Below are 12633 nucleotides of genomic sequence, written 5' to 3'. Positions count from 1 at the left end.
AGTAGCAACGCAAGTGTCCCGCAGGTCCGCCCAGGTTACAAAATTCATCGAATGTTGCAGTATAAACGAATTGGGAAGATAATTTGCTCTCCCATCTCCTTTTTGGCCCAGCATTTATGAGCGGTACGCTCGCATACTTTCCGCTACCCATTCAATGATCGGAATCGCGAGAGTCGGTTAATTGATGTGGCTGCTACAAGTCTTCAATCGCTAGGGCGTTTGCAATCTTGAGCGCGTGTCTTCGTTCAGCACCTCGTTTGCCATCTTTTCAAACGCGTTTCGCCAGCGTCGGGGCAGTTCAGGCAAGTTGGCCAGGGTCGCTGCATCGGCGGGGCTCACTTTGCCGGTCAGACGCGCGGCGGTGACCCGTGCCACGCTCCAGTCGGGGTGGGGCCGATCAGTCAATGTCATAACGTCATCCGGCCCAATCGTTCCCGTCGAGAGCACCCTGTAATACCACCCTGTCCTACCGGTTTTCTGGAACAGATAGGCCATCTGCTCTTCGCCGGTATGGGCATTGAGCTTCCAGCAAGGCTGTCGGCCCTGACTGACTTGTAATCTGACCGAGCCAAGGCTGAAGATGTCGCCGATACAGACGGTTTTCTCGGTCAGGCCGGTTGTTGAGAGATTTTCCCCGAAGGACCCCGGACCGAGATCGTCTCGGCTGAGTTCCTTCCGCCAGATCGCATAGTGTTCTCCCGGGTAGTGATGCAGCGCCTTGTCCGGTCCACCGTGTACGTTCAAATCAGCTTGGGCATCCACCGTGATACCAAGTTCGGCGACCTTGATGCGCCCTGAAACAGGGTGCTTCGCGATGGCCGATGGCGGTTTTCCGGGCCAACGCTCCTCGACCGCGCCGGCGAAAACACTCTCGATTGCGACTGAGACTGTCATGCGGCCACCTGTTCATGGCAAATTTGTTCGGGTTCGTCTGGCAAAAGTGGCAGCGAGAGAAGGGCGCAATACGGGCCATCTTCCGTGACGCGGTGATATGTGCAAGCCCGGCACACGCCAAACGCACGGCTACCGTTTTTGACGATCTGGTGTTCAAGTACGCTGGACAGGCTTTCGTCGAGATATGACTGCTCCGCATCCGTCAGAGCATCAATTGCATTGACCAGATCACCCTGACGCGCAGCCAAAGCGCGGCCGGTACTGGTCAGATCGTAAGAGATCGAGCGCTTGTCGAGCTCGGATCTGCGCTCGCTGACATAGCCTTTGCGCATAAGCGCTTTCAGCGTTTGCGACATAGTTCCGCGCGTTGTGCCCAGATACTCAGCCACATGGGATGGTGCGCGCGAAAAGCGGTTCGCCCGCCCCAAATATTCGAGCGCACCAATTTGTGCGGGGTTGAGAGTTCCATCCCGGGTTTCAGCAGCATCGAGACGTGCAAGGCGATTGATAAGCGCGCGGATATGATCAGGTTTCGTCATGCCCAACTGATAGCGACTCAATATCATTATTGCAATGGGTTTGGAAATTTGATATCGAGTCGCTATTAAACATCAAAATGGAGCCTGATATGACCCGATCCCTTCTCACCTCTGCCTGCGCGCTACTGCTTGCCGGCACCGCCTTCGCAAATGAAAATCATGCCATTCATCAACAGGGCGCGATCACATCGGACGCGGACCCTTCAAAGGCGGCCGCCTTCGACATACTTGCGGCCCACGCCCACCGGGACGGCCGCCTTGTGACCTTTCACATGACAACAAACGGGGAAGCGGGCGCAGACCAACCTAGTCCGACGGGTGCGCTCGGCGGTGCGTCTGTGTTTTCCTACGTCTGGCCAACTTCACTGAACCCGGCCACGGTGGGGTTCGAGGGCGACACGGGCATCCTTGCGCTTGCGGCCACCAGCCATCCGGATTTCGATGATACGCCATTGTTCGATGAAAATAACGACGGTGATCCGGCCAATGACGGTTTGTTGTGGCACAGCCACTGGGTCGTCCTGACGCCGACGGAAGATTGTGGCGAGGGCGCGCTTGGGGTGCGCGATATTCCCGAAGGGACGACGCCCGCCATGCCATTGACTTGGCCGGGCCTGCCGATCTTCATCGACAGCCCGGGCTATGCGCCAACATTCGACGGACCGGAAATCTCTGTCACCGTTCCTTTCGACGACCCAAGTGCCGTCGAAGGTGCAAGTTACGACGGTGTCACCTCTGCTCTGCGTGTGAATGCGAACATTCACGCGCCGCTTCTTTGTGTGACGGATATCTTCGATATCGCCTCCGGCGATCTCAGCTTGCCTGGCGCATTGAATTGACCATATTGGATCGTGCCAATTCAGGCGCGATCCAATCTAAAACAGGAGGCCAGGATGTCGGACACATGGTTGCCAACACTAATCACGGACACCCCGCAGGAGGGCTACGAGCTTGCAGTGAAACTGGCCCGGGTCGCGGTCAAGATGACTCAGGCCGACCCGGCGATCCGCGATGACCTGCGGGCGGTTTATGCAAAAGATGCCGATGCGTTGATCGCGGTGTCATCCGTTGTCGCCACGCATTTTCAAACGGTCGCGGCTGCCAATTCCTATTGGCAGGATTTGCAGGTCGCCAAGCAGTAGCGCAAACACCATCACGGCGTCACCGATACCGGGTCGCGTATGGAACCAAGTCCACGTCAATGCGTTGGGTGCGGATGCATGTTGCGACACAGACTTCCGCTTTCGTTCACCTTATATTTAAGGCAGTAAATCGCTTATGCGATGGTCGAGCTAGGATCGCTTCGATAGGCTCGGTGAATGGATAGGATGTGGAAGATGAAGCCAGTCGGATTTGCACTTTCATTTGTCGGGTTAGTGCTATGGGGCGGAGCAGCATTGGCCTTGGACTCGGTGCAGGTGCGCTTCAAAGGGTATGGTGACGCCGAGTTGCTCCGCAGCATCAACGCGGCGTCGACACTGAAAACTTTGGTAGGCAATGCAGATACCACCGGCGGCGACGTTGTCGCGGCAGCACGATCCGATTACGCGAATATCGTCGAGGTAATGTATGCCAACGCCTACTATAGTTCGGTCGTCAGCATTTTGATCGACGGGCGGGAAGCCGCATTGATCGACCCGTTCAGAGAGCCTGCGAACATAAGCTCTGTGCAAATTATCGTGCAACCGGGGAAGGCATTTCGGTTCGGCGGCACCCGTATCGGGCCGTTGGTTGATCGCACACCGCTGGACAACGGATTTCAGACCGGAGCGCCAGCCTTGGCCGATGTCGTTCGCGACGCAACCAAAGATGCGGTCGATGACTGGCGGGGCGTTGGGTTCGCGAAGGCGAAAGTCGCAAACCAGTCGGTGTTGGCGCGTCACGCGGCGGCGCAGCTTGACGTGGACGTTGACATCTCGACCGGGCCACGCGTCAAATTCGGGAACACGCGTGTGACCGGTGAAACGACGGTGCGCGAAAAGCGGATACGCAAGATTGCGGGACTGCCGACCGGGCAAGTCTATGACCCGAAGGCTGTTGCCGATGCTGCCAGCCGACTGCGAAAGACCGGGACTTTCAAATCGGTGCAGGTGACCGAGGCTGAGGAGGTGGCACCCGACGGCTCCATGGATATGCAGATAAGCGTTGTCGACAGAAAACCCCGGCGAATTGGTGGTGGCGTCGAATTCTCCAGCCTCGATGGCCTGACACTGTCCGGCTACTGGCTGCATCGCAACCTGCTGGGCGGCGCCGAAGAGTTTCGTGTCGACGGTGAGGTCGCGCAGATTGCCGGAGACGCCAGCGGCGTTGACTACTCATTGTCGTTCCGCTTCGAAAAACCCGCAGCCTACGGGCCTGACACATTGCTTTTCGCGAAGGGGGGTCTCTTCTACCTGGATGAGCCCGACTTCGAAGAGAAGAAACTGGAATTCGTCGTCGGCCTGTCGCGGGAGATCGGCGACAATCTGACCGCGGAACTGGGCTTGGGATACGGATATTCACGCATCACCGACCTGTATACCGGCACTCCTACAAAGCGGGAGGTGCAGTTGGTCAGCGTCCCGTTTGCGTTGACCTACGACACCCGCGATGATCGCCTTGACGCCAAAGACGGCGTTTATCTGAAGGGCGAAGTCACCCCCTTCTACGAGACCATCCGCAGCCAAACCGGTGCGCACCTTTCCTTCGACGCCCGCGCATACCGTGCGCTCGGGGGTGAAGATCGCACAGTGTTGGCCGGAAGGCTCCAGTTGGGCTCGCTGCTTGGACTTGATGTTCAGGACGCACCTCCGGCGTTTCTGTTCTACTCCGGCGGGGGGGGCACCGTGCGCGGGCAGCCATATCAGTCGCTTGGTGTGCCGGTGGTCGGGGGCAGCTTTGGCGGGGGTGCTTTTGCGGCGCTGTCCGGTGAGGTGCGCCATTCGCTAAATGACACGTTTGGCCTCGTTGCGTTTGTCGATGCAGGCTACATCGGCGCGTCAGGCTTCGGCGATGGCGACTGGCATGCAGGCGCCGGCGTCGGGCTGCGTTACAAAACACCGGTTGGCCCGATCCGTCTGGATGTGGCCGCACCGGTGGCAGGCGACACGGGGAGCGGTGTGCAGCTCTATGTCGGGATCGGGCAGGCTTTCTGATGCGTATAGTATTGATCTGTCTGCTAATGATGATTTCCCCGCTCGCGGCGCTTGCGCAGGGCGAGGAAAGCGACCGAGGGTTCATTCAGGGACTTCTGGAAGATGCGCTCTCGACGCCAGGCAGCACCGTGCGGCTGGAGGGCTTCGAGGGGGCGCTAAGTTCCAAAGCGACCGCTGACAGGGTGACCGTCACCGATCCGGAGGGGGTCTGGTTCAGTGCCACCGATATATCGCTGGTCTGGAATCGCTCTGCCCTGTTGCGGGGACGGATAGAGATTGACGAAATCTCCATCGGCAGCATCGACTTGCCCCGTCCGCCGGTGGTCGAAGAACCGGCCATGCCAAGCCCTGAAGCCCGTGGCGCCTTCACTTTGCCCGACCTCCCGGTTGCCGTGAAGGTCGAAAGCATGAGCGTGGGAGAAATCCAGATCGGCGCGCCGCTGTTCGGCGAGGCCGCGACTATATCTTTGTCTGGCAACGCAAATCTGGCGGGCGGGGCAGGCGATGCCGTCCTGGAAATCAAGCGGCTGGACCAAGACGGTCAATTCAATCTGTCTGCCGCGTTTGACAATACCACAAGAGAACTCCTGCTGGACTTAAGTCTGGAGGAACCCGCCGACGGGATTGCCGCCAATCTGTTGAATTTGCCGGGTCGACCGTCGGTTTCCCTTACGGTGCAGGGCGATGACCCGATTGACGACTTCGAAGCGCGCATAAGTCTCGCCACCGACGGACGGGAGCGTTTGAAGGGCTTGGCCACGATTGCGTCGCAGCCTGAGGGCGCGACTAGTTTTGCTTTGGAAGTCGACGGCGATGTCGCGCCTGTCTTTGTGCCGGACTTCGCGGATTTTCTGGGCGATGACGTCCAGCTAAGCACGCGGGGCAGCTTACAGGCGGCGGGCGGTTTGATACTTGAAGAACTCAGGATGCAAACGGCCGCGTTGTTCCTGACGGGCTCCGCCGAGATCGGCGCATCAGGCTGGCCGCAAAACCTTAACCTGAAAGCCGAAGTGATACCGCCTGACGGTGACAGTGTCGTATTGCCGCTATCCGGCCCCTCTACCTCGGTCGAACGAGTCGAGTTGACCGCAAGTTTCGATGCGGATGCGGGTGAGGCGTGGAAAATAGAAGGGTTCGCAAGGGGTTTGACGCAAGAGTCTTTGCAGCTCGATCTAGCGCGATTTGCCGCTTCTGGCGCGATCCAACCGGCGGAGGAACGGGTCACCGGCAAGATCAACCTCAGCGCCGAAGGCATTGCACCGCAGAACGCCGCATTGGCGCGGGCTATCGGTCGGCAGGTAGCAGGCGCGCTCAACTTCGATTGGACGCGCGGTGCGCCATTGCTGTTGCAAGAGATCGACATTGCAGGCGCCGACTATGGCCTGACGGGCGAGATCGCGGTGAACGACCTCCAATCTGTCGAAGACATCAAGATAGTGCCGGATCTGGCGCTGGCTGCGCAGGATCTTGCGCGGTTCTCCGGTTTGGCAGGGTTGGATTTGGGCGGCGAAGCCACGCTTGATATTACAGGCTTTGTAGAGCCTCTGACAGGCGTTCTGGCGTTTGATTTCGACGGTGCCACCCGACAGCTTGCCACGGGGATAGCGCAACTGGACCCGCTACTGACAGGGGATGGTACCGTTAAAATCGGGGTGTCGCGCAACGAAAGCGGGCTCGAGATTGATCCGGTCCGCATTGCCACAGACCACGCCAACATCGACGCAACCGCCAGCCTGCGCACCGACGCCAGCAGAATCGAACTCAGCGCCAAGGTGCCGGAGCTCGGTCGCGCGCTTCCTGATCTAGCGGAGGCAGCCGAGCTGTCACTCGACGCCCGGCAGAACGGCGACGTCTGGTCGGTCGAAGCCGATGCTGCGCTGCCCGGAGGTGCGAAGGCGCAATACAAGGGAACGCTTCGAGGATTGGCGGAGGCCAAACCTGTCGTTGACGGCGTGCTGACAGCCGAGATCGCACGGCTGGCGGCGTTCTCGGGCCTTGCAGGTCGTTCGTTGTCGGGCGCGGCGTCCGTATCCGCAGAGGGCAAGGTCGACATCAACGCAGGCAGTTTCGATGTGACCGCAAACGGGCAGGGCACGGCTCTGGGATTCGGCGCACCGGCCGTCGAGCCGTTGTTTCGGGGCACGACACGCTTCGATGTCGCGGCGTCCCGCGGGGAAGACGGGCAGGTCGAGATTTCCACTTTGACCTTGCGCGGCTCCGGCCTTGACGCGGATGTAAGTGGCAGCTTCGGCCCCGATAATGGAAGCGTGACGTATCGCGCATCTATCGGCAATCTGGAACTTGTCGTGCCCGGTTTCCCCGGCGCTGCCAGTGTATCTGGCACCGCAGTAAAGGACCAATCCGCTTGGATCATCGACGCCTCGGGGCAAGGTCCGGGCGGCGTCTCCGTCGCGGCGAACGGACGGGTGGCAGAGGATGCGTCCACGGTAAACCTGTCACTGAACGGTGCCGCGCCGCTTGGCCTGCTCAACTCACGGCTCGATGGTCAGAATTTGACCGGTCTTGTCAGGTATAACCTGGTGGTGAATGGCCCACCCGCCCTGAGATCTGTCTCCGGTCAAATGTCAGTCGCGGACGCCCGCCTGTCATCGCCCGCGCTTGCGACATCTCTCGACGCCATAAACGGCTCGGTCCAATTGTCTGGCGGGCAGGCTCAGGTATCCCTCAGGAGCAACGTGTCGAGTGGCGGCACGTTATCTCTGAGTGGCCCGGTGTCCTTGACGGCCCCGTTCAACGCACAGCTGACCGGCGACCTGATAAACGTGACGCTGCGCAAGGCATCCTTGTTCGAGGCGCAGCTTGGCGGGCGTCTTGGTGTGGCCGGACCGCTTGCGGGCGGTGCGAAGATCACAGGCGTGATCAACGTCGAAACTGCGGAGCTTCGCATTCCCCAAATCGGGCCGTCCTACTCGGTGCTCGATGGTTTGCGACATCTGAACCCGCCGCGCGACGTCCAGCGCACGCTGCGGTTTGCGGGGCTGGATGAACCTGAAACGGCCGGTGCGCAGTTCGTGGGCTATCCCATTGACCTGACGATCCAGAGCCCGAACCGCGTGTTCGTGCGGGGCCGCGGTCTGGACGCGGAGCTTGGCGGCACCTTGCGCCTGACCGGCACGACCAATGACCTCATCCCCGTCGGTGGGTTCGATCTGATACGCGGGCGGCTGGACCTACTGGGGCGGCGCCTTGAATTGACCGACGGCTCTGTCCGGCTGCGGGGCAGCTTTGATCCGGTAATCCGCTTTGCCGCAAGTTCTCAGGTAGAGGACGTCACGGTTGGTTTGCAACTGGAAGGGCCGGCTTCGGCACCCGACCTGAACGTGACCTCCGTTCCGACGCTGCCGGAGGAGGAGGCGCTTTCCTTCCTGTTGTTCGGGCGCGACGTCACGCAGATTTCGGCGTTTCAAGCGGTGCAACTGGCGCTTGCCGTCCAAACCTTGTCCGGACGCGGTGGCCCCGGCCTTACCGAGCGCGTTCGGGAAAACCTGGGGGTCGACGATCTTGATTTCGGCACTGACGCAGAGGGCAATACGCAGGCGAGTGTGGGTAAATACATCTCTGACAACATATACACGGACGTCACGGTGAAAAGCACCGGAGAGACCCAGATCAACCTCAACCTTGAGGTGACACCGAATGTGAAAGTCCGTGGGCGCTTGGGCAGCGATGGCAATACCGGCGTCGGACTATTCTACGAACGTGACTACTGAGGACGACGCAAGAAAAACGGCCACGATCAGTGACTGGACGCTGACGGTGACCTGATCGGGCAGGGAGCCTAAGCGTCGCAAAACATTCACGGTTGCGCCCTTGCAAGTGGAGCGCGCCTGTCGCTAAGCTGGCGTCATCGAATATAGCTCACTTCTTGTCTGGGAGGACATCATGAAGATCAGAACACTTCTTGGCGCGTTCGCGTCAACCATTGCGCTGTCGTCAAACGCCTATGCTGCAACGGAAATTCAGTGGTGGCATGCGTTCACTGGCCGGTTGGGCGAGTTGCTTGCCGAACAGATCGAAGAGTTCAACGCCAGCCAGTCCGACTACGTTGTCGTGGGCAGCCACAAAGGCAACTACTCGGAAACGCTGAACGCAGGTATCGCCGCATTTCGCGCGGGTGAGCAGCCGCACATCTTGATGGTGTTCGAGGTCGGCACCGCTACGATGATGTCCGCGAAAGGTGCGATCAAGCCAGTCTACGAGGTGATGGCCGAAGGCGGGGCACCGTTCGATGCCGACGCCTATATGGGCGCGGTCAAAGGCTACTACACCACGACCGAAGGGGACATGCTGTCCTTGCCCTACAACTCCTCCACGCCGGTTCTCTATGTGAACCGCGACGCTTTCACGGCAGCCGGGCTGGACCCGGACATGGACCTGTCCACATGGCAGAAAGTCGGCGACGCGCTGGACGCGCTGAAAGAAGGGGGCGAGGATTGCCCGCTGGTCACCGCATGGCAAAGCTGGGTGCATCTGGAGAACCTGTCGGCATGGCATAACGTGCCGTTCGCCTCCAAGGAAAACGGCTTTGCGGGCGTTGATACAGAGCTGATGATGAACGGCCCCGTGCAAGTCGCGCATATCGAAGCGATGGGCCAATGGGCCAAGGATGGCAAGTTCATCTACACAGGCCGCCGCAACGAAGGTGGCGCCAACTTCCGTGGTGGCGAATGCGCGCTGTTTACTGAAAGCTCAGCCGGTTATGCGGGCGTGAAAGCGGAAGCGGAGTTCGAATTCGATATCCGCACGCTGCCCTACTGGGAAGGCGTGGAAGGCGCTCCGCAAAACACCATCATCGGCGGGTCCTCCCTTTGGGTGATGGCGGGTCATGAGCCCGAAGACTACGCAGGCGTGGCAGAGTTCCTCGCGTTCCTGTCCAGCGCTGACGTGCAGGCGAAATGGCACCAGAACACGGGCTATCTGCCAATCACCAACGCCGCCGCAGAGCAGACCAAGGCGGAAGGCTTCTACGAAGAAAACCCCGGCACTGAGATCGCGGGTCAGCAGATGACCGGCAAAGAGCCGACAGCCAATTCCAAGGGCATCCGCCTCGGCTCCTTCGACCAGATCCGCGGGATTATCGACGAGGAACTGGAAGCGGTCTGGGCTGGCGACAAGGACGCGCAAACCGCCCTCGATAGCGCCAAGGAACGCGGTGACGCGTTGCTGCGCCGCTTCGAGCAAGCCAACCGCTAAGCCACCAACGGACGAGGCGTCGGTTCGACGCCTCGTCCACACGACGGGCCAAAGGGGGCGAGAAATCTGAATGGAAAAGCGCGTCACCTTTAAGGGCTGGCTCCTGCCGATGTGTCTGCTTATGCCGCAGATCATCATCACGGCGGTGTTTTTCTTCTATCCGGCGGGGCAAGCGATCTATCAGTCGCTGTTCATCCCCGACCCGTTCGGCCTGTCCATGCAGTGGGTGGGCCTAGGGAATTTCGAATATCTCTTGGGCGATTCCTACTACCGCGCATCCTTTGTGACTACCGCGGTATTCTCTATTCTGGTGACGGTAACCTCCATGGGCTTTGCGCTGTATCTGGCGGTGCTGGCGGATCGGCTCATCAAGGGCTCCGGCATCTACCGCACCTTGCTAATCTGGCCCTACGCCGTGGCCCCGGCTGTTGCCGGTGTGTTGTGGCTTTTCATGTTCAACACCCGCGTGGGCGTGGTGTCGTGGTATCTGGGCCTCTTGGGCTATGATTGGAACCACGTGCTGAACGAGGCTGAGGCCATGGGCCTTGTCGTGGTCGCCTCCAGTTGGGGTCGGGTAAGCTATAACTTCCTGTTCTTCCTTGCTGGGCTGCAAGCAATCCCCAAATCGGTGATCGAGGCCGCCGCCATCGACGGTGCGCGGTTCTGGACGCGGTTCCGCACCATCGTGTTCCCGCTGCTCAGCCCGACCACGTTTTTCCTGCTGGTGGTCAACATCGTCTACGCCTTCTTCGAGACCTTCGGGGTGATCCACACCATCACCTCCGGCGGGCCGCAACAGGCGACAACCATTCTGGTCTATAAGGTCTTCTCGGACGGGTTCGTGAGCCAGGACCTTGGCTCCTCCGCCGCGCAATCGGTGATCTTGCTGGTGATCGTGGGGGCGCTGACCATCGTGCAGTTCAAGTTTATCGAACGCAGGGTGCACTACTGATGGCGCGTATTCCGGACGAGGGCATGGTCGAGAAACGTGGCATCGGCCACTACTTCACCCATGTGGGGCTGATTTTCGGCGTGCTGATCATCTTCTTCCCGATCTGGCTGGCCTTTGTTGCCTCTACTGTGACCCAGTCCGATATCATCCGGCCGCCCATGCCACTTTGGCCCGGGGATCAATTCCTGACCAACTATTCCAAGGCGCTGACCTCCGGCATCAATGCGCCGGTGGCGTTGATGCTGATGAACTCGCTCATCATGGCGATGGGCATCGCGCTTGGAAAAATCCTGATCTCGCTGCTGTCGGCTTTCGCCATCGTCTATTTCAAATTCCCCGGCCGGCGGCTGTTCTTCTGGCTGATCTTCCTGACCCTGATGCTGCCCGTAGAGGTGCGGATCGTGCCGACCTACGAGGTCGTGGCGGGCTTCGGCATGCTCAACAGCTATAGCGGGCTGATCTTCCCTCTGATCGCGTCCGCCACGGCGACCTTCCTGTTCCGCCAGTTCTTCATGACCGTGCCGGACGAGTTGGCCGAGGCCGCCCGCGTCGATGGTGCGCGACCGATGCGGTTCTTCTGGGACATCCTGCTGCCGATGAGCCGCACCAACATCGCCGCGCTGTTCGTGATCCTGTTTATCTATGGCTGGAACCAATACCTGTGGCCGCTGCTGATCACCACGGACCCGTCGATGAACACGATCGTCATGGGCATCAAGCAGATGTTTCCCAGTGGCGACGATTTTGCGGACTGGCCGGTGATCATGGCGACCTCCATTCTGGCGATGCTGCCGCCGGTGGTCGTCGTGGTCTCCATGCAGCGACTTTTCATACGCGGACTTGTGGATAGCGAGAAATAAATGGCAACGATCAAGCTCGACAATATCAAGAAATCCTTCGGCAAGACCGACGTTATTCACGGCGTGGATATCGACATCGAGGACGGCGAGTTCATCGTCATCGTCGGCCCGTCTGGCTGCGGCAAGTCCACGCTTCTGCGCATGGTGGCGGGGCTTGAGACCGTGACCTCTGGAGAGATCCTGATCGACGGGGTGCAAGTCAACGGGGTTGAGCCGATGGACCGCGACATTGCGATGGTGTTCCAGAATTACGCGCTCTACCCGCATATGTCGGTCGAGGAAAACATGGCCTACGGCCTGAAGATCGCGAAGACACCCAAGGCGGAGATCACGGAGAGGGTGGCCGAGGCCGCGCGGATGTTGCAACTGGAACCCTACCTCAAACGCAAGCCGCGCGAGCTGTCCGGCGGGCAGCGTCAGCGGGTTGCCATGGGGCGGGCGATTGTGCGCAAGCCCAAGGTGTTTTTGTTCGACGAGCCGCTGTCCAACCTTGATGCCAAGCTGCGGGTTCAAATGCGGCTGGAGATCAAGGAACTGCAATCGCGCCTTGGCATCACTGCGCTATACGTAACCCACGATCAGGTCGAGGCGATGACGCTCGCCGACCGCATGGTGGTGATGAATGCCGGCGAGGCCGACCAGATCGGCGCGCCTTTGGAGGTTTATTCAAATCCGCAAACGGAATTCGTCGCGGGGTTCATCGGCTCTCCTGCGACGAATTTCTTGGACGCATCTACAATCCCGAACGCTCCTGCGTCGGCGGCGCGTATCGGTATCAGACCGGAGCACATCACGCTCGCACCGGCAGGGCAGGGGCGATTGTCAGGGGAGGTTATCTTTACAGAAGCTCTGGGTGCCGAGACTTTGGTTCATTTGCGTCTTTCAGGTGGCACGGAGACATTCACCATACGCCAAGACGGTGCATTGCCGCTCCCGGCACCGGGTGACGCGGTCGCGGTAGACTGGGAAGATGACGCTATGATGGCGTTTTCCGAGGGCGGCAGACGCGTCTGAGAATTGAAAAAGGGCCGCACGACGGC

Annotated in this window: 10 protein-coding genes; 8 read left to right on the top strand and 2 right to left on the bottom strand. The window is 59.8% G+C overall.

All coding sequences use genetic code 11. The features are described from left to right. Window positions 1-210: 210 nt before the first annotated feature. On the bottom strand, window positions 211-894 hold the full coding sequence (locus THALAR_RS07230; RefSeq protein WP_021100860.1) for an MOSC domain-containing protein: 684 nt from the start codon (window positions 892-894) through the stop codon (window positions 211-213). Next, window positions 891-1433, bottom strand: a complete 543-nt coding sequence (locus THALAR_RS07225) for a MarR family winged helix-turn-helix transcriptional regulator (RefSeq protein WP_040817383.1) — start codon at window positions 1431-1433, stop codon at window positions 891-893. Before THALAR_RS07225 ends, THALAR_RS07230 begins: the two co-directional genes overlap by 4 nt. Window positions 1434-1522: 89 nt before the next feature. On the opposite strand from THALAR_RS07225, the gene THALAR_RS07220 reads away from it, so the two are divergent. The 8 genes from THALAR_RS07220 (at window position 1523) to THALAR_RS07185 (ending at window position 12607) form a co-directional block, all read left to right on the top strand. Then, window positions 1523-2272: a hypothetical protein gene (locus THALAR_RS07220; RefSeq protein ID WP_021100858.1), complete on the top strand. Its 750-nt coding sequence runs from the start codon at window positions 1523-1525 to the stop codon at window positions 2270-2272. Between the two features lie 54 nt (window positions 2273-2326). Then, window positions 2327-2575 carry a hexameric tyrosine-coordinated heme protein gene (locus tag THALAR_RS07215; RefSeq protein ID WP_021100857.1) on the top strand — a complete coding sequence of 83 codons (249 nt, stop codon included), beginning with the start codon at window positions 2327-2329 and terminating at the stop codon, window positions 2573-2575. A gap of 195 nt (window positions 2576-2770) precedes the next feature. Then, on the top strand, window positions 2771-4567 hold the full coding sequence (locus THALAR_RS07210) for an autotransporter assembly complex protein TamA (protein ID WP_169788522.1): 1797 nt from the start codon (window positions 2771-2773) through the stop codon (window positions 4565-4567). Window positions 4568-4593: 26 nt separating this feature from the next. Further along, on the top strand, window positions 4594-8298 hold the full coding sequence (locus THALAR_RS07205; protein ID WP_021100855.1) for a translocation/assembly module TamB domain-containing protein: 3705 nt from the start codon (window positions 4594-4596) through the stop codon (window positions 8296-8298). A gap of 172 nt (window positions 8299-8470) precedes the next feature. Then, a complete protein-coding gene (gene ugpB, locus THALAR_RS07200) occupies window positions 8471-9781 on the top strand; it encodes a sn-glycerol-3-phosphate ABC transporter substrate-binding protein UgpB (protein WP_021100854.1) in 1311 nt (436 codons plus the stop codon). A gap of 70 nt (window positions 9782-9851) precedes the next feature. Continuing rightward, complete coding sequence (ugpA, locus tag THALAR_RS07195; RefSeq protein ID WP_021100853.1) at window positions 9852-10733, top strand: sn-glycerol-3-phosphate ABC transporter permease UgpA; 882 nt, start codon at window positions 9852-9854, stop codon at window positions 10731-10733. 23 nt (window positions 10734-10756) lie between these two features. Continuing rightward, the gene (ugpE, locus tag THALAR_RS07190) at window positions 10757-11593 is read left to right on the top strand and encodes a sn-glycerol-3-phosphate ABC transporter permease UgpE (protein WP_040817890.1); all 837 of its coding nucleotides are present in this window, start codon (window positions 10757-10759) and stop codon (window positions 11591-11593) included. Further along, window positions 11594-12607 (top strand): ABC transporter ATP-binding protein, encoded by a 1014-nt coding sequence (locus THALAR_RS07185; protein WP_021100851.1) that lies wholly within the window; start codon window positions 11594-11596, stop codon window positions 12605-12607. It begins immediately after the preceding gene. Window positions 12608-12633: the final 26 nt, after the last annotated feature.

It is taken from the genome of Litoreibacter arenae DSM 19593 (assembly GCF_000442275.2).
GTDB lineage: Bacteria > Pseudomonadota > Alphaproteobacteria > Rhodobacterales > Rhodobacteraceae > Litoreibacter > Litoreibacter arenae.
The sequence above is the reverse complement of the archived record's forward strand: the minus strand, read 5'-3'. Positions and strand labels throughout refer to the sequence as shown.